Source organism: Desulforhopalus sp. (assembly GCA_030247675.1).
Taxonomy (GTDB): domain Bacteria; phylum Desulfobacterota; class Desulfobulbia; order Desulfobulbales; family Desulfocapsaceae; genus Desulforhopalus_A.
Map to the genome: position 1 here is coordinate 1,616,925 of JAOTRX010000002.1, position 16,987 is coordinate 1,633,911.

The 16,987-nt window shown below is 51.5% G+C and carries 14 protein-coding genes and 1 tRNA gene; 7 read left to right on the forward strand and 8 right to left on the reverse strand.

What is annotated here, in order from left to right:
• Positions 1-299 precede the first annotated feature (299 nt).
• The 4 genes from OEL83_06960 to phoU form a co-directional block, all read right to left on the reverse strand.
• Positions 300-1,343: a substrate-binding domain-containing protein gene (locus OEL83_06960; GenBank protein MDK9706776.1), complete on the reverse strand. Its 1,044-nt coding sequence runs from the start codon at positions 1,341-1,343 to the stop codon at positions 300-302.
• Between the two features lie 159 nt (positions 1,344-1,502).
• The gene (gene pstA / locus OEL83_06965) at positions 1,503-2,744 is read right to left on the reverse strand and encodes a phosphate ABC transporter permease PstA (protein MDK9706777.1); all 1,242 of its coding nucleotides are present in this window, start codon (positions 2,742-2,744) and stop codon (positions 1,503-1,505) included.
• Between the two features lie 83 nt (positions 2,745-2,827).
• Positions 2,828-4,216, reverse strand: a complete 1,389-nt coding sequence (gene pstC, locus OEL83_06970) for a phosphate ABC transporter permease subunit PstC (GenBank protein MDK9706778.1) — start codon at positions 4,214-4,216, stop codon at positions 2,828-2,830.
• A 42-nt stretch (positions 4,217-4,258) separates the two neighbouring features.
• Entirely contained in the window at positions 4,259-4,918 is a 660-nt protein-coding gene (phoU, locus tag OEL83_06975; GenBank protein MDK9706779.1) for a phosphate signaling complex protein PhoU, read from the reverse strand.
• 292 nt (positions 4,919-5,210) lie between these two features.
• Here phoU and OEL83_06980 point away from each other — a divergent pair, with 292 nt between their 5' ends.
• The 7 genes from OEL83_06980 (at position 5,211) to OEL83_07010 (ending at position 10,768) form a co-directional block, all read left to right on the forward strand.
• Positions 5,211-5,945 (forward strand): response regulator transcription factor, encoded by a 735-nt coding sequence (locus OEL83_06980; GenBank protein ID MDK9706780.1) that lies wholly within the window; start codon positions 5,211-5,213, stop codon positions 5,943-5,945.
• Positions 5,942-7,786 carry an ATP-binding protein gene (locus tag OEL83_06985; GenBank protein ID MDK9706781.1) on the forward strand — a complete coding sequence of 615 codons (1,845 nt, stop codon included), beginning with the start codon at positions 5,942-5,944 and terminating at the stop codon, positions 7,784-7,786. The genes OEL83_06980 and OEL83_06985 overlap by 4 nt, the downstream gene beginning before the upstream one ends.
• Before the next feature lie 65 nt (positions 7,787-7,851).
• A tRNA-Gly gene (locus tag OEL83_06990) sits at positions 7,852-7,926 on the forward strand.
• A gap of 488 nt (positions 7,927-8,414) precedes the next feature.
• Positions 8,415-9,158 (forward strand): hypothetical protein, encoded by a 744-nt coding sequence (locus OEL83_06995; GenBank protein ID MDK9706782.1) that lies wholly within the window; start codon positions 8,415-8,417, stop codon positions 9,156-9,158.
• A 173-nt stretch (positions 9,159-9,331) separates the two neighbouring features.
• Positions 9,332-9,547 (forward strand): DNA-binding protein, encoded by a 216-nt coding sequence (locus tag OEL83_07000; protein ID MDK9706783.1) that lies wholly within the window; start codon positions 9,332-9,334, stop codon positions 9,545-9,547.
• A 505-nt stretch (positions 9,548-10,052) separates the two neighbouring features.
• Positions 10,053-10,532: a DNA repair protein gene (locus OEL83_07005; protein MDK9706784.1), complete on the forward strand. Its 480-nt coding sequence runs from the start codon at positions 10,053-10,055 to the stop codon at positions 10,530-10,532.
• 104 nt (positions 10,533-10,636) lie between these two features.
• Positions 10,637-10,768, forward strand: a complete 132-nt coding sequence (locus tag OEL83_07010; GenBank protein ID MDK9706785.1) for a hypothetical protein — start codon at positions 10,637-10,639, stop codon at positions 10,766-10,768.
• A 316-nt stretch (positions 10,769-11,084) separates the two neighbouring features.
• On the opposite strand, the gene OEL83_07015 is transcribed toward OEL83_07010, so the two are convergent.
• From OEL83_07015 to OEL83_07030, 4 genes are all read right to left on the reverse strand, one after another.
• On the reverse strand, positions 11,085-12,458 hold the full coding sequence (locus OEL83_07015) for a HAMP domain-containing histidine kinase (protein ID MDK9706786.1): 1,374 nt from the start codon (positions 12,456-12,458) through the stop codon (positions 11,085-11,087).
• 20 nt (positions 12,459-12,478) lie between these two features.
• The gene (locus OEL83_07020) at positions 12,479-13,159 is read right to left on the reverse strand and encodes a response regulator transcription factor (GenBank protein MDK9706787.1); all 681 of its coding nucleotides are present in this window, start codon (positions 13,157-13,159) and stop codon (positions 12,479-12,481) included.
• A gap of 423 nt (positions 13,160-13,582) precedes the next feature.
• Complete coding sequence (locus tag OEL83_07025; protein ID MDK9706788.1) at positions 13,583-14,119, reverse strand: hypothetical protein; 537 nt, start codon at positions 14,117-14,119, stop codon at positions 13,583-13,585.
• Positions 14,103-16,751: a glycosyltransferase family 39 protein gene (locus OEL83_07030; GenBank protein ID MDK9706789.1), complete on the reverse strand. Its 2,649-nt coding sequence runs from the start codon at positions 16,749-16,751 to the stop codon at positions 14,103-14,105. Before OEL83_07030 ends, OEL83_07025 begins: the two co-directional genes overlap by 17 nt.
• Positions 16,752-16,987 lie beyond the last annotated feature (236 nt).

Genomic DNA, 16,987 nt, shown 5'->3' on the forward strand with positions numbered 1-16,987 from the left:
GCAAAGGGTTGGTCGGTCATTCGCGATGCAATAAGTTCCATTGTTATTCTCTCCGTTATTCCATTTCTCAATCAAGCGTTATACCGCAAGGGCATAAGTTTCGTTTGAGCAGACAAGCTGCTCAACTCAGCTTTAACTTTAGCTGCTGCGCTGTGCGGCTCCTCGCCGTACCAAACTGTACTGTCTCGCTGCTGCTCCTTTGCAGCTTCGTTCTCATCTTGATTGAGAAATGGAACTCTTGTCCTTCCGGTGCTGCCCGGACTTTGTCCGGGCAGCACTTCTATTACGACTATCCAGGATTACTTAATTTCCATGGTTTTCAGTTTTGCTACATTCTCTGCGACCTGCTTTCTCTCGGCATCGGGCATGACGATCAGGCCCTTGTCGGCCAGATAGCCCTCTTTGCCCCAGGCTTTTTCACTTGCGAACTCGGCGAGATAGCCTTTGATTCCCGGGATAACCTCAACATGGGCCTTCTTCACATAGAAAAACAGCGGGCGTGATACCGGGTAGGAACCGTCGGCAATCGCCTCGTAGGTCGGGGTCTTGCCGTCGATGGACGAGCCTTGAATGACATCGCCGTTTTGATCAAGGAAGGAGAAGCCGAAAATTCCCAAGGTGTTGGGGTTGGCTTGGAGCTTTTGGACGATCAGGTTGTCGTTCTCCCCAGCCTCGACATAGGCGCCGTCTTCCCTGACTGTCTGGCAGATCTTGGCATGGGCCTTGGCGTCGGATTTCTTCAGGTTCTTGATGGACTCAAAGGTGTTGCCACCTTCTTCCATGACCAGCTCGACAAAGGCGTCACGGGTTCCGGAGGTTGGCGGCGGTCCGAGAACCTCGATCTTTTTGTCGGGCAGGGTGGAATTTACGTCCTTCCAGGTTTTATAGGGGTTGGCGATAAACTTTGTCTGGTCGGCAGGATCCGGTACCTCTTTGGCCAGGGCCAGGAAGATATCCTTGCGGGTGAGGCTGAGCTGAGGCGCGGTCTTGGCGTTGGCAACAGCAATTCCGTCATAACCGATCTTCACCTCGACGATATCCTTGACGCCGTTGTCGGCGCAGGTCTTGGCCTCAGATGACTTGATGGCCCGTGATGAGTTGGTGATATCCGGGAAATCAACGCCGACGCCGCTGCAGAAAAGCTTGAAGCCGCCGCCCGAGCCGGTAGACTCGATTTTGGGGGTCTTGGCACCGCCGGTTTTGCCATATTGCTCGGCGACAACGGTGGCGAAGGGGTAAACGGTGGACGAGCCGACAATCGAGATATAATCCCGTGCGGCCAGGGCCGGGCTAACCATGAATAACGACATACTTCCTGCAACTACCAGTTTTGAAACCTTCATTTGTATTCTCCTTGGGTTAAAATGTTGTTTGTGGGATATGAGTTAAACCTGCGCCGGTATCCTGTAGACCTTTCTTATCATGCTGTTATACGAAAGATTTTCGCATAGGTTCCTGTCCCTTGTTGTCCGGCATTTAACCACCCTTTTGTTAGCGTTCCGTTACCATTTGATTTCAAATTTCTTACGAAGGAAAACAGCGAGGCTGTTCATGGTCATAAGAAAGCACAATAAGATGATGATCGCCGCTGAGGTCTTCTCGGTGAAGCCCCGTTCCGGGCTATCGGCCCAGAGATAGATCTGTACTGGCAGCACCGCGGCCGGGTCGGAAAAGGCCCCCGGGATGTCGGCAATAAAGGCGACCATGCCGATCATCAGCAGCGGCGCCGTTTCACCCAGGGCGTGGGCCATGCCGATAATTGTCCCGGTCAACATGCCCGGCAGGGCGAGCGGCAGCACGTGGTGGGTCACCGTCTGCATCTTCGAGGCGCCGATGCCAAGCGCTGCCTCACGGATCGACGGCGGTACCGACTTCAGGGAGGCCCGGCCGGCGATGATGATGGTCGGCAGGGTCATCAGGGCAAGCACCAGGCCGCCGACAATCGGCGTCGAACGGGGAAGTCCGAAAAAGTTGATAAAGACCGCAAGGCCAAGAAGTCCGAAGATGATCGATGGCACGGCGGCAAGGTTATTGATATTGACCTCGATAAGGTCGGTCCAGGCGTTCTGCGGTGCAAACTCCTCCAGATAGACCGCTGCGGCGACACCGATCGGAAAGGCCAGGGACAAGGTGAGGAGCAGGGTGAGGAAGGTGCCCTTCACCGCCCCGAGAATGCCGGCCAGCTCCGGTTCGCGGGAATCGCCGCTGGTAAAAAAGGTAAGGTTGAACTGTTTTTCCAGCCGTCCCTGAGCCTGCAGGGTATCGAGCCAGGCCAGCTGTTTGTCGGTAATGCGGCGGTTTTCCTCGGGGAGGTTGCGGTCACTCTTGCCCTTGATCAGCATGTCGACATCGTCATTGGCGGGCACCCAAACATCCTGCCTGGTGCCGATGATCTTCGGATCGGCCTCGACCATTTCCTTTAGCTTATGGGCCGCTCCGGAACTAATTAGGGCATAGAGGAGTTTCTTGTCCTTGCGCTCTTTAACCTCGGGGAACATCTCGGCCAGGGACTTCTTGACGAGTCCGGGATAATCGGCTGCGGCCAGCTTTTCCTTGGTAAAGGTCTCCTCGGTAAAATTGACATGGAGACGGATTTTAGTGGAGATGAAGGCGGAGTGGCCGTCGGCGATGATCTGATAAAACAGCAGGCCGATAAACGACAGCGACAGGGTAACGGCGGCAAGGCCGATCCTCCGGAACCATTTGTCCCGGCGGTAGCGTTTCTGCAGCGCCTTGCTGGGCATGGCAAAGGGCGGCGGTGATGGGGCCGTCTCGGCTGCTGTTGGATTAGTGTTTTCTTGCATGGCAAACCGTTTTATGGCGATGGTTATTCATAGTGTTCGCGGTAGCGGCGGACGACCCGCAGGGCGATGAAGTTGAGGATAAGGGTAAAGACAAAGAGCAACAAACCAAGGGCGAAGGCAGCCAGGGTCTTGGGGCTGTCGAACTCCTGGTCGCCAACCAGGAGGGTGACGATCTGCACGGTCACCGTGGTCACCGCGGTCAGCGGGTTAAAGGAGAGATTGGCGGAAAGGCCGGCGGCCATGACCACGATCATCGTCTCGCCCACCGCTCGTGAGACGGCGAGGAGGATGCTGCCGACGATACCCGGCAGGGCGGCGGGGACGACAACGTGCCTGATCGTCTCGAAATGGGTGGCACCAAGGGCCAGCGAGCCGTCACGCAGCGATTGCGGCACCGCGTGGATAACGTCGTCGGAAAGGGACGAGACAAAGGGAATGATCATGATCCCCATAATCAGCCCGGCCGCCAGGGCGCTTTCCGAGGAGACGGTCAGGCCGAGACTGGTGCCGATGTCGCGGATCAGCGGCGCAACGGTCAGGGCGGCAAAAAAGCCGTAGACGACGGTGGGGATGCCGGCCAGTATCTCCAGGGCCGGTTTGGCCCAGTTGCGCAGTCGTGGGCTGGCGTATTCCGAGAGGTAAATTGCCGAAAGAAGACCAAGGGGGATGGCTACCAGCATAGCGATCAGGGCGATGAGGATGGTTCCGGTAAAGACCGGCACGGCGCCAAAGGCCCCGGACGAACCGGCCTGGTCGGCGCGCATGGCGATCTGCGGACTCCATTGCCGGCCAAAGAGAAAGTCGGTGGGCGATATCGCCTGAAAGAAGCGCAGGGCCTCAAAGAGGACGGAGAGGACAATGCCGATAGTAGTAAGTACCGCCACCACCGAACAGGCAAAGAGGACAACTTTGACAATGCCCTCCACCAGGTTTCGCGCCCGAAGGTCCATGCTGATCTGCCGCAGGGCGAAGCAGCCGGGAATGATGGCGGTGGCGATGATCACCATGGCAACGCTGTAGCGGGCCCCGGCCAGGTGAGCGGCATAGGCCTCGGCGGCTCGTTCGATCGCCGGGTTGGCGCTTGTGGCGGTAAAGCCGCCGAAGGCGATGTTCTTTACCTCGTTGATGATCAGGGACAGTTCGTTGGCGGGCAAACGGCTCAATTCGGCCGGTAGCTCGGCGGTCACCAGTGAAGTGACGACCCTCTCCTCAAGGCCCAGCCAGACGGCAAAAAGGACCAAGGCCGGCAGGGCGCAGCACAGGGCGGCGAAAACACCGTAGTGAGTGGGCAGCGAGTGCATTTCCCGCAGGCCGCCGCAACGCCCGGCAATGGTGCGGGCGCGTCGACTGCCAATGAAATAGGCGGCCACCGAGAGGCTGAAAATACTGGGGAGGAGAAAGGAATAGATCATAGATCGTTGATGGCACGGGCCGGTGAATGTGAAGATTGCGGCCTATTTGGCCCGGGTAATGTTGCCCTCGACAAGGTAGATGACCTCCTCGGCGATGTTCACCGCCCGGTCGGCGATGCGTTCGAGGTGGCGGCCGAGGAGAAAGGTGTTGATATGGAAGCCAGGATGCTGGGGATCGTTTTTGATTCTCGTCTTGACGTCCTCGTAGCAGCGGTCCTTCATGGCATCGACCTCGTCGTCGTCAAGAAACAAGGACCTGGCTAGGGCCGCGTCGCCTTTCACCAGGGCATCGATACTTTTCTTCAGCATATGCACAGCTTTGTCGCTCATCCGGGAAAAATCATAGGACTCCGCGCCGGCGTGCTTCAGTTTCGAGATGTTCTGCACCCGCTTGGCGATGCTGACGGCGATATTAGCGATTCTCTCCATCTCGCTGTTGATCTTGATGACGGCGATCAAAAAACGCAGGTCCTTGGCAACCGGCTGGTGCAGGGCGAGGATCTTCAAGCAATCCTCTTCGATCTCGATCTCCAGATCGTCCACCTCGTAGTCGGAACGGATGATGTCTTGAATGATCTCGCGGTCCTTGCTCTCAATGACCCCAGCCGCCCTGCGGATCCGCTCTTCCACCATGGTGCTCATCGTTAATAATTTTTTGTTGAGCTTGGTGAGCTCGTGGTGGAAGGTGTAGTATTGTTCCATTGTTTGAAAGATCCTTTGTTCTTCAAGAGTTGGTTGGTGGGGCTTGAAAGAGGCCGCCCGGCGATATGCTGGACAAGGTAGAGGCGGATTGTTCGGGGGGGATTAGGGAAATATTATGATTCCATTAGATTGCTTGGGAGGGACTTGCGGTTGGACGAAAAATGGTACAGGATAGGGGAGATTGTTGGGACGGGGGTTGAAAATCCGTCGTTTCAAAAAATGATGGTCTGGTAAAATAGAATAAAAACAAGGTGTCACTTTGCATGCACAATTCGATGCGTAACGGCGAGCAATGGCAAAAATAAACGTACTAGTGGTTGAGGATGAGGCGGAGATTCAGCAGCTGGTCAGCTACAATCTGATCAAGGCCGGTCTCAATGTCACCTGCGCCGATTCTGGCGAAGAGGCCCTGGAGAAGCTGCGGGCGGAGAAGATCGACTGCGTGCTCCTCGATCTGATGTTGCCGAAAATGAGCGGCATGGATGTCTGTGCCGCCATGCGCCGCGGCGAGGGCAACAGCTATCGCGGCATCCCCATCATCATGCTCACCGCCAAGGGCGAGGAAGAGGACATTGTCGCCGGGCTCGAGTGCGGCGCTGACGACTATATAACCAAGCCGTTCAGCCCCAAGGTGCTCATTGCCAGGGTCAAGGCGGTGGTGAAGCGGCTCGCCGCCGACCGCCGCGAATCCGACGAGCCGGGGGAACGCCGGACCCTCATTGTCGTCGATGGCCTGGAAATCGATAAAGGCCGGCATGAGGTGCGGCTGCACGGCGACGAGGTGCTGCTGACCACCACCGAATTCGGTATCCTTTCCCTGCTGGCCGAGAAGACCGGCTGGGTCTTTACCCGCCAGCAGATCATCGACCACGTGCGCGGTTACGATTTTCTCATCACCCCGCGGGCGGTGGATGTGCAGATCTTTGGATTGCGCAAGAAGCTCGGCGAATACGGCAAAATGATCGAAACCGTTCGCGGTATCGGCTATCGCTACCGGTCAAGTCTGGAGGAAAGGGAAGGCGCATGATCTCACCGAAAAAAATACTCTGGCAGATCTTTCCCGCCAATGTCCTGACCATTCTCCTGGTGGTTATCACCGTCAGCTGGTACGACGTGACCTCTCTGCAGGAATTCTTCCTTCAGGATACAGAAGCGGATTTGCAGTCCAGGGCCCAGTTGATCGGCGTCAAGGTCAAGGAATATCTCCAGGACGGACGCAATCAGGAACTGCGGGAATATTGCGTCCAGGCCGGCCGGAGTTCCGGGACGCGGATTACTGTTATTGATCCCCAGGGCAGGGTCGTTGCCGATTCCAACGAAGATCCGGCAACCATGGAAAATCATGGTCAGCGGGCCGAGATTGCCAAGGCTCTGGCGGGAAGTGTCGGCACCTCCAGGCGCTTTAGCAGGACCTTGAAGGAGAATCTTCTCTACGTAGCCATACCGCTGACCGGCATCGGGGCAGGCCCTTCTGCCAAGGGTACGGCCGGCGGGAATGTCGATGCGGTACTCAGGACCTCTGTCTCGGTCACTGCCCTCGATGTCACCCTGGCGGGCATCAAGGTGCGGGTCATAGTCGGGTCACTGGCTGTGCTGCTTATCGCCGGGGTGGCGACGCTCCTTATCTCCCGCAACATCAGCAGGCCACTCGAACAGATGACCAACAGCGCCGAGCGTTTTGCTGCCGGTGATTTCAGCCAGCGGATGCTGCCCATGGTCAAAAAGACCGCCTCCCTGGAGGTGCTCACCCTGGCCGCTTCCATGGACCGTATGGCCGAACTGCTCGACGAGAAGATCGAGGCAATCGTAACCCAGCGCAATCAGCTGGAGACGGTTTTTTCCAGCATGGTCGAGGCGGTGATCGCCATCGACAGTGAGGAACGAGTCATCAGCATCAACTCCGCCGCCGCCGAACTGTTCGGCGTCGACAGGAAGTCCGCTCCCGGCAAGATCCTCCAGCAGATCGTCCGCAATGTCCAGCTGCAGCAGCATATCAGCCGGACCCTGGCGACCCGGCAGTCTGTGGTTGAGGAAATCGTTCTTCTCGGCGAAGACGGTGACCGGTTTTTGCAGACCAACGTCGTCACCCTCGGCAACGGCGCCGGGGAAAATGTCGGGGTCCTGGTCGTTATGAACGATGTCACCAAGATCCGGCGGCTGGAAAACGTTCGCCGCGACTTTGTCGCCAACGTCTCCCATGAGCTGCGGACGCCGATCACCTCCATTCGCGGCTACGTCGAGACCCTTCTCGATGGCGCCGTCGATATCCGCGAGGATGCGGTGCGATTTCTGGAGATCGTCCTGCACCAGTCGGAGCGACTGGCGACGATCATCGATGATCTGCTGGCGCTCTCGAAGATAGAGGAGGAGGCAAGGCGCGGGGCGATCGCCCTGGTGGCCGGACCGCTCCGCTCGGTCTTTGATGCGGCGGCGGAAACCTGTCAGCTTCAGGCCGATCAGGCCGGGGTGATGGTGGTCATTGATTGCCCGGAGGAGATCGTGGTGGACATGAACGCCACCCTTCTCGAACAGGCGGTGGTCAATCTCCTGGTCAATGCCATCACCTACAGCAGGCGCGGCGACCGGGTAGAAATTGAGGCAACGGTTGTACAGAGCGGGGAGGCTGAGAAGGTGCGCATTACCGTCCGCGACCAGGGAATAGGTATTGCCAGAGAACACCTGCCACGGCTCTTCGAACGCTTTTACCGCAGCGACAAGGCGAGGAGCCGGGCCCAGGGCGGTAGCGGCCTGGGCCTTGCCATCGTCAAGCATATTGCCGAGGCCCACCAGGGCTCGGTCGAAGTGAAAAGCGTTGAGGGTAAGGGCTCGGAATTCACCCTGGTGGTCAGCGGCAATTTGGCTTCCTGAGGGCCGCCCGGCGCGAAAAGCCTTTGACAAAACCGGGGATCGATTTTATAGTGGCCGGGTCGTGAGCGGGATTAACTCAGTGGTAGAGTGTTAGCTTCCCAAGCTGAAAGTCGCGCGTTCGAATCGCGTATCCCGCTCCAGCAATTTCAGGCACTTATCGTTATTTTCGGTAAGTGCCTTTTTTATTTCCCCACCATATTCCCCACCACGACCCCAAAAGTGCACCAGCACCATGGGAAGTCATTGCCTATTCCTGATGAAATATCCGCTCATTTTAAGAGTACAAGTAAGCTGAGAAACCTTTGCACGTGACCGCAGAAACCGTTCAATTCTAAACAAACGTAATAAAAACAAGATGGAGCCATTGAAAATGGCAGTTTAAATGCCGTAAAACTTTAGACTGTCAAGTGAGCATTGAGAGTAAGAAATCTTTGCCATGTTTTTTGAGAATTAATTTGACAATTTGTTCATGCAGGGGATAACTGGGGCTCAAGAAGGGTAACCAATAAACGACCCATTATAATTGGTTTTCAAACTGGATAGGGTAGCTCCCGAAAAGCCGTAACCTTGACGGCTTATCAGTTTGATTTCTATATCAAGGGAATTATCTAAATAGGGTTGGGATATAGTGTATTTTCTCAAAGAGACAGCCGATAAAATACAGACAACCGAGAACGATATTTTACGCAAAGCAATGCTTAGCAATAATGATGGTTCTTTTTTCAACGACTATACAGATGTTTTTTTGTCATTTTGGTATACAGGTTTGCTTTGGAAAAGGAGTACTGAACATGTCTTGGGAGGTCTCAGAGAATGGAATGGCCTCCTTGATATTCGGCCTGTTGACGTGCCAATGATTTTAGTAAATTTGAAGCCTGTTTACCTTTCCTCTTTTATAGAAAGACGCGATCAATATATAGCATTGGAATCGCGTCCTGCTGGGCAATCATACGAAATAGATCCATATGTCAATACCGAAGACCCAAATGGGGGCGTTAGTTTTCGCTCGCTTGAGTATCCTGAAAGGCTCGTTTCTTTGATTAAGAAAGTGGAAGTTTCAAGAGATAACATTTTGGTCAATGACTGGAATTTCAGTCTGTTAAAAATGTTATATTCAAAAAATACGAATTCGAAATCTCCATTTTCAGTTGAACCTGTCGCCCCAAAAGATGTGTCCGTCATATGGAGGGAAAAAGAAAAACCGTTGCGAACCTTAGAAACGATAGCGAAGTATTGTGGAGTCCACGCAAAAACCATTAAGCTTTGGAGAAAACGTGATAAGGATTTTCCCGCGTCGTCAGTCGGTACAGGGACAGTGACGGCATTACCGTCTGAATTAAATGCTTGGATGTTGCGAAACAATAAAAAATAACCACACTCCCTTATCTTCCCCAATTTACCCCTAATATCCCCCTGTATCACCTCTCTGTTTTCCCCAATTTATCCCCGTTTTTGCTTCTGCAGCCTTTTTTTGATTGTGTAATTATCCCCGAATATCCAACAGGGTATTGGGTTTTCTATTATTCAACATAAGGAGAAAATGTGATGGCAGAAAAAAAATGGATTAGTGAAAAAGAAGTTGAGGCGATGACAGGACGGAAATTACAGACCCTACGGAACGATCGGTTTCATGGACGTGGTTTTCCTTACGTGAAAAATGGAAAATCAGTGAGATATTTGGTCGATGATGTTGTGGCATTCATGGAAGCGAGGCGGATTTCTACCTCAGATGACCTGCAGAAACAAAATGTGCCACTTTAATGACCGGACACGAAAAAGCGACTTCCCTTGAATTGGCTGGCAGGCCGGAAGTCGCTCTCTCACAACAGAAATATCATGGCATTATTCACATACAAAAACAACCAGATAAACTTTTTTCATGGACTGGAGCCTGGCCGTGAAAATTGCGAGAAAACGCAAGGAGACCGGCCATGACCATAAATAGAGGTTTGGATCAAACATGGTGCTGATATTTACCCTGGAAATCAGCATATAAATAAATAGGATCACTACAGAAAGCTCAGTTTTTTCACACAAAAAATTTCCGTTTGTTGGAAATGTCAGAAATATGTCAGAATCAGTTATTATAATGGTGCGTCGGACCACAACATGTAACTAAGCTATGATTTTTGATGGAGAAGAGAATGGGGTAATCCCCCCTATAAAATACGAATAATAACCAATTTCACATAAAGTCTAATCGGAGCGCAGCATTTTTCTTGTCCTTGGCATGGTCTTTTACTTTGATGCCTAATGAGGTGAGGCCATGATATTGTTTATCCAGAACGAACAGGGACAATATACCCCTGCAACGTCAAAAATGATCATCAAAGAAGGTCGTTGTCGCACCCGTGCTGCTTTGAAAAAGGGAACTGATTATATTGGATCGACAGAAGATGCAAAGGAGGCGATCTCCACCCTTCTCATAAAAAAACAGCATGAGGTCTTTGGTTGTCTGTTTTTAGACTGTAACCATAGGATTATTAAATGGACAGAATTGTTTTTTGGTACTATCGATTCTACAGTTGTTCACCCTCGCGAAGTGGTCAAAGAAGCTCTACGTCTAAATGCCGCCTCGGTTATTTTGGCCCACAACCATCCTTCAGGGAGTAGTAGTCCAACACGACAAGACATTGAGATCACTCGCATGTTAAAAAACATATTGTTGGCTGTAGATGTTCTGGTGCTGGATCACATAATTGTAGGAGATGACGTGACATCTCTTAGCGACAAAGGACAGTGTTAATCTCTTAGATCTGTAATCCTCTCTCACAAGGTCTATATCGGGCGGTCTGTTTAAGCGCCGAGACTTTTGCCAGATGCATCTCCAGTTGCTTTTTGAGAGTATTGATGAAAAAGGGTTTCGATCTCTGTAATAATCTCGCCTCTGGTGAGAGAGTATATATCGACTACGCACCGGTTGAGGCTGGACGAGCTAAGGACCATCAAAACATGGCTTACCGAAAGCAAAAGCTCAAGTAAAAAATAGAAGAATAGATTTGGTACGTATACTCACTGACCATCACGGAGACTCAGGAACAATCTAAGGCTTCTACCTTTTATTTTCCTGTCAGGAAATGTTTCCTTCTCAAAAGATCAATATGACCTTCTTGTGTTGCTAGGTATTAGAAGTAACTAAATGATTATATAGCATTAGTGTGTCAATACGAAGCAGATACCAATTTTGTTAAGGTTCGGTTTGGGAATCTTAAATGTTATAGCGAAAAGAGGTGACTAGCCGCTTCAGTGCATGACTAAGAAGGAACAATAGTGGATGTGTTAACTTTTCTGGGATACCCTATGGCATAGTGATATTGCAGGTTGTCCATCCGTCACTGCTCCTCATCTCTATACTCCCTCCATGCAGTTCGACTATCCGACGGACAATGGTAAGACCGAGACCGGCCCCACCAAATGCCTGGGATCGAGACTTCTCCACCCGGTAAAACTGGTCAAAGATTTTTGGCAGGTCTTCACGGGGAATCTCCGGTCCCGTATTGGCGATGGTAATATTCAACATGCCTTGCGCTCTACTGGTGTCGATCCTGATTGTCCCTGGTCCATCGGAGTTGTATTTTATAGCATTATCAATGAGATTGATGAGGAGCCGGAGTATTTTCTCAGGGTCGCCGGTAAAGGATGGTTCGGATATTTCGGTGACAACTGTAATATTTTTTCCTTCCAAGATTTCTTTGTAATCGTCTATAACCTGGCCGATGAAGTCATTTAGTTTGATTGGTTCTCGAATACAAGTCTCTTCCTGCTCAAGCCGAGATATCTCCAGGAGATTGCGAACCAGTTTGCCCAGGCGGCGCATGGTATTGAGCTGTTTAGAAAGCTCCAGCCTTAAGGCTTCCGGCGGCTCGGCAGTCAGCATTTCTTCATGTCCGAGCATGAGGATGGTCAATGGGCTTTTCAGTTCATGAGCGGCGTTGCCGACAAATTCCTTCTGCCTAAGGAAAGAGTGTTGTAAACGATCGAACATACTATTGAGTGAGTGTGAAAGTGTGTACAATTCATCCCGGCTGCTGCCAAGAGCAATCCTCCTGTCTAACGAATTTTCACGAATTTGCTTGATATCTTGATTGATTGTCTCAAGTGGTCGAAGAAGCTTGCCTGCGAGAAAATAACTTATCAGGAAAATCAAAACTATGGTTGCAAAAATACCTGAGGTTAATCCTGTTAAGAGTTCGCGGAGTTCCAGATCGAGAAAAAGCAAGGGCTTGGCAATGAGGATGCTATAATTTTCTTCTGTTCGGCTTTTTGTAAGTACCCGCACTCTGAATTTGACGGAATCATCGGTTATATCATCTAGCTCGTCGATCTCTTCGGGGTCGATCCAAAGTTCGGAAAACGGAACCTCTTTTTCAATGAAATACCGGACTTTGCTAGGGAGCAAAGGGATATCTACTTTATTTGCAAGCGGTGAAGCAAAGATCGTTGCACCCTGACTATTCGTGATTTTCAGCCAATAACGCTCGACAAGATAGTCATATTGGCTGTCCAGCTGCAGTTTTTCGCCTGCTTTGGAAAAATCCAGGCGGTTAAATATAGTATTTGCCGCAGTATTTAATTCTTTGTCGATAGAATCATAAGTTTGATCCAGAAGTTCAAAATAAACCACCATAGAGAAAATGGCAGCGGTCGACAGGGCGGTGAGCGATATCCACAAAGTGAACTTCGTCCGGACTTTCATTTTCCTTCCCTCTCAATAAGATAGCCGACACCTCTAATCGACTTGATGATCTGGTCGCGCTCCGGAGATTTCAATTTCTTGCGCAGGTTGCTCATGTGGACATCAATGAAATTGGACATGCTAAAGGGATCGAAATTATCTCCCCAGACATGCTCGGCCAGAGTAAACCGGGAAATGGCTCGACCGCGATTGTGTAGGAGAAACTCGAGCATGGCGAACTCCTTGGTGGTAAGGGTCAGCACTTCACCGTTTTTGGTGACCTCTCGACTTATGGTGTTGAGACGGATATCTTCGACCTCAATGATTGGATTACCGGTATTGCCTCTTCGTATGATTGCCCGAACCCTGGCCAGCAATTCCGCGACAGAGAAGGGTTTGGCCAGATAATCGTCGGCCCCGAGGTTCAGTCCGGTCACCTTGTCGTCGATGTCTCCTTTGGCTGTCAGCATCAGGACAGGGGTCTTGATGCCGGCGGCACGGATTTCCGCTAGGATCTCAAGACCATTCATGCCCGGCAGCATGATATCAAGGAGGACAAGGTCGTAGCTTCCGTTCCAGAATTTCTCAAGCCCCGCAGGACCGTCAGCTGCGGTCGTCACAGTGTAATGTTCACTGGCAAGCAGTGTTTGGAGCTTTTCGAGGAGGTCGGGTTCGTCATCGATTATTAGAATATTCATGGTTGGTTTTCAGAGTATCTCTTAAAATTGCTATTCCAGCGTTTTCGTACGATTAAAGTCGCCACTCGTCATCAGCTCGGCCGTGTTTTCACCGAAATGCAAAGTTACTGCTATCCTTGGAGCTACCGGTAAAAAGATAGCCGCTAGTTCTTTCTGTCGCTGCACGGGCCAGACATCTTCAACTATACGTCTCTCCGCTTCTACACGACGCAGCCGGTTAATGGTGCAATCAAACGGGCAGGAATACCGCATAGCCTACCATACCTTTTATGAATAAAAGAATCTCCAGAGATCGATACGGCGGAGTGTCCGGAGAGATAGGACAGTTGTAGCCATTGTGGCGTAAAATCTTCTAACCTTGCATTTTAACAGCATCCACATGAAGATTTGGTTAAGGCAGAGTCCTATAATCTGAAAATGACATCAAAACTGATGGAACAGACTGACGGATATCGAGGTTGTGAGCATCAGTTCAACCCCGTAGTGTTTTCGGAAAAAATACTGATTGTAGACCTCGACGATCGGGATAATAGGAGAAATTGTCGAAAAAGGGGCCTGACCGTCTTGATAACCATAAGCAAGACCGAGGCGATAGCCAAACGTCAGGTCCCAGTTATTGCTGAGCTCAGCCGTTGAAAAATTTCTTGCCAATCCGGCTGCCCACGTCTGGTTGTAAAAGGAATTTTCAAAGGTGCAGGCAAAAAAATCTTTAAATTGAAAACCGACAAGATTTTGGTTCCAGTTTCGTATTCTGCGGCTTTTCGGATTCAGGTGAAGAGTGGCCATCCCTAAGAAAAGCTGATCTTCCGTCGGTTGTCCTTGGAGATATTCAAACAAAGTTTTTTTGTTATCGATATTATCACTGCTCTCTTTGCCCCAAACCATGTGAGCATTGAAGAGCAACATCAATCCGAAAAGCAGACAGCGACAATATAAAATAATGTCACTGCAACTTTTCATTCGAACTCTCCTTGGTAACGTTATCGTGCCTTGCCAGGTTAACAAGATTGCTGGGAGTGTATCCGGTCAATAAACGGCAGTAAAAATGCCCGCTGTCTTTTCCTCGCTTTTCTACGGTGATTTCATGGATTTCTCCGAGATGTTGATAAGAGTTGCCGAAATAGGTTGGGTCCATCCGGTTTTTGTCTTCCGAGACGACTAAGATATCCCTGCCGAAAGCCCATTTGGGCGGATACCAGTAACTGTACATAAGGCCTTGGTGGCCAAACAGATGGTATCCGGTGGTGTCATTTACATTACTGCTTCCCTTAATGTCCGAATGCAGCTTGGAGCGGTAATAAGCAAGGCCGCTGGCTGTTCTGTAGGAGTCCATACCGACGACCAGTGGCCGTCTCCCGTCTTCTGCGGTAATCTCATCGACCTGCTGTTCTACCTTTTGGGCAAGGTCGCTCCAGCCAAAGAGAAAGGCGCTTCTACCAAACGACACCCCTGGCAGGCCGAGGGCGAAATAGTGGAGGAGTGTGCCATAGGTGAGGACAAGAACAACGAGCAGGCCAGGCCAGAGGCGGGCGGCCTGGTGCTGCAGTCTTCCGCTGCCGGCGACCATGGCGGAGGCCATACACGGCAGAAGCGCGAGCCATAACGGGCCGGTCCAGTTGAGTTTAATCTCTTTGGTAAAACTAAAGAGGATGAAAATGGCGAGGGGGATGAGCGCCATAGTCAGACAAAAAATATAGCCTCGGTGTCGCCTATTCCATGCGGCCATTGATGGAATACCGCTGCGTCGCGGCCACATGCCGATAATCGCCGCTAAGAGTCCGATAGGGGTAAGGAGAATCAAGATGCTCAGCAGCAAGAGGTGTGTAGAAAACTGTGCACCAGCCTGCAACCGCCCCTGGCTCTGAAATAGAAACGATGCCCAGTGATTTTGGTAATTCCACCAGATAACCGGCGAGAAGATGAGCGTCGCCAGGATTGCGCAGAGGTAAGGTTGGGGCCTGCGAAACCATTTTCTGGCTGTGGGATCGATAAGCATGAAGAGAAGGATGGCAGGACAAAGAAAGGCAATGGTGTATTTGGTGGCAAGCCCAATCCCCAGACAGATTCCGGCCCCGATCCAAGCTTGCGGAGCCTCGAGAACCAGAGCGCGATATAGGAAGTAGAGTGCCCCTGCCCAACAGGCGATGAGGGGTGCATCAGGAGTCATGACGACTGCAACCCCAAAAAAAATTGGCAGAGTCGCTACTAAAACAAGTGCTCTCATGGCACTGTCTTTATTGAAGATAATCTTGGTCAGCCGATAGGTGAAAATTGCGGTGACGAACCAGCAAAGAAAAGCGCCGAACCGCACACCGAGTTCGTTCTGGCCGAACAGCTGGGTGCCGAGCTTAATGAGCAGGGCGACAACCGGTGGATGGTCGAGGTAGCCAAGGGCCAAGTGCTGAGAGTAGTTCCAATAGTAAGCTTCCTCCTGAATGAGATCGAAATTCCCGAGATAGAGCAGGCGGAGCAGAATGGTATAACCAATGAGCAGGGACCCGAAGATTGTCCAATTGACCCGGTGTGGCCGCATCATTTCAAGTCGGCTGGCGATGATTGCCGATAACCAGATAAGGCAGGATGTGCCGCCGATTATGAAGGGAAGAAGGAGTGAGGATGATGCGCCCATGGCAGCTGGAGATGCCAGCTGGCCGCCTCGGAGAAAAAGGCCCAGTGCTACAACCAGGAGAAAATGGCGGTAACCGCCCGCAGGTCGAGTTGCGGGTGTTCTCTTGGCGAATGCTCCGGCGATTGGGTAACAGAGGTGCATTGTCAGCAGAAGGCTTGCCATATGGCTTGTTTCGAGGGGTACTCTTTGACTTATAAGCAGCGAAAAAAGAGTGTAATCAAAAAAACCGGCTATACATCCCAGGCAGAGAAAGAGGGGAAGATTCCGAACAGTGGCCCGCCTTGAAAAAAGCCGCCCCAACTGAAGGAGATATTCCTTGAAAACGTTGAAATTCATTTTTGAAGTCCCCGTGTGACGGTCCACAAATGTGATGGGTATCTCCAAAACCCGCAAAGGTTCGGCTGTCCCGGCAAGTATTGCCAGACCGATCTTGAAGCCGGACATATTGTCCGCCAGCGCTCTCAGTCGATCTCGGTCGATGGCAAAAAAACCGGAGAGAGGGTCCCTGACGGAGGTGAGGAGTCTGGCGGGTAAGGAGGCGAGTTGCGACCCGAACCGGCGAACCAGCGGCCAGTCGGGTGTTCGGCCACCAACCTGATAGCGACTGCCGATGACCATGTCATAATTGCCGGCCGCCAGGGGTGCAAGCAGGGTGGGAATCAGGTGCGGCGAGTGGCTGAGGTCGGCGTCCATGACCACAACATGGCGATTTGAAGCAGCCCGTGCACCGGCGACGACGGCACCGGCCAGCCCCGTTTTTGTATCGCGACGGATAAGACGGACCTGCAAATCTCCCGAGTAGGCATCGATGTATTGCCGGGTAGGGTCGGTAGAGCCATCATCAACGAAAATAATTTCGGGGGATAACCCTAATGGCTGACTAACTGCGCCGATCTGTCGGAGAAGAGGATTGATATTATCCGCTTCGTTCAGTGTCGGAATAATTATGGAAAAATTTTTCATCCCCTACCTATTCTGTTAGTTCATCGTGTATGCGTCCAGGAACTCTTCCCGAACCTTGGAATCCGTAGGATAGCATGTGAAGGTGAAGGAATGATTAAGGGGGTAGCTTTTTCCACTGGCCGGAAGTCTTGAAGCTTTTTGGGTACCGTCTTCATCATTTCTTAATCTTCATGGTGTAACTTGGTTTTGGCAAAGTTATTGTGGAACAGCGCATCAACTTGTGTTGTCAATTATGA

Coding starts and splice junctions, on each gene's coding strand:
- OEL83_06960 (MDK9706776.1), bottom strand. CDS start 1,343: ATGAAGGTTTCAAAACTGGTAGTTGCAGGAAGTATGTCGTTATTCATG.
- pstA (MDK9706777.1), bottom strand. CDS start 2,744: ATGCCCAGCAAGGCGCTGCAGAAACGCTACCGCCGGGACAAATGGTTC.
- pstC (MDK9706778.1), bottom strand. CDS start 4,216: ATGATCTATTCCTTTCTCCTCCCCAGTATTTTCAGCCTCTCGGTGGCC.
- phoU (MDK9706779.1), bottom strand. CDS start 4,918: ATGGAACAATACTACACCTTCCACCACGAGCTCACCAAGCTCAACAAA.
- OEL83_06980 (MDK9706780.1), top strand. CDS start 5,211: ATGGCAAAAATAAACGTACTAGTGGTTGAGGATGAGGCGGAGATTCAG.
- OEL83_06985 (MDK9706781.1), top strand. CDS start 5,942: ATGATCTCACCGAAAAAAATACTCTGGCAGATCTTTCCCGCCAATGTC.
- OEL83_07000 (MDK9706783.1), top strand. CDS start 9,332: ATGGCAGAAAAAAAATGGATTAGTGAAAAAGAAGTTGAGGCGATGACA.
- OEL83_07005 (MDK9706784.1), top strand. CDS start 10,053: ATGATATTGTTTATCCAGAACGAACAGGGACAATATACCCCTGCAACG.
- OEL83_07010 (MDK9706785.1), top strand. CDS start 10,637: ATGAAAAAGGGTTTCGATCTCTGTAATAATCTCGCCTCTGGTGAGAGA.
- OEL83_07020 (MDK9706787.1), bottom strand. CDS start 13,159: ATGAATATTCTAATAATCGATGACGAACCCGACCTCCTCGAAAAGCTC.
- OEL83_07025 (MDK9706788.1), bottom strand. CDS start 14,119: ATGAAAAGTTGCAGTGACATTATTTTATATTGTCGCTGTCTGCTTTTC.
- OEL83_07030 (MDK9706789.1), bottom strand. CDS start 16,751: ATGAAAAATTTTTCCATAATTATTCCGACACTGAACGAAGCGGATAAT.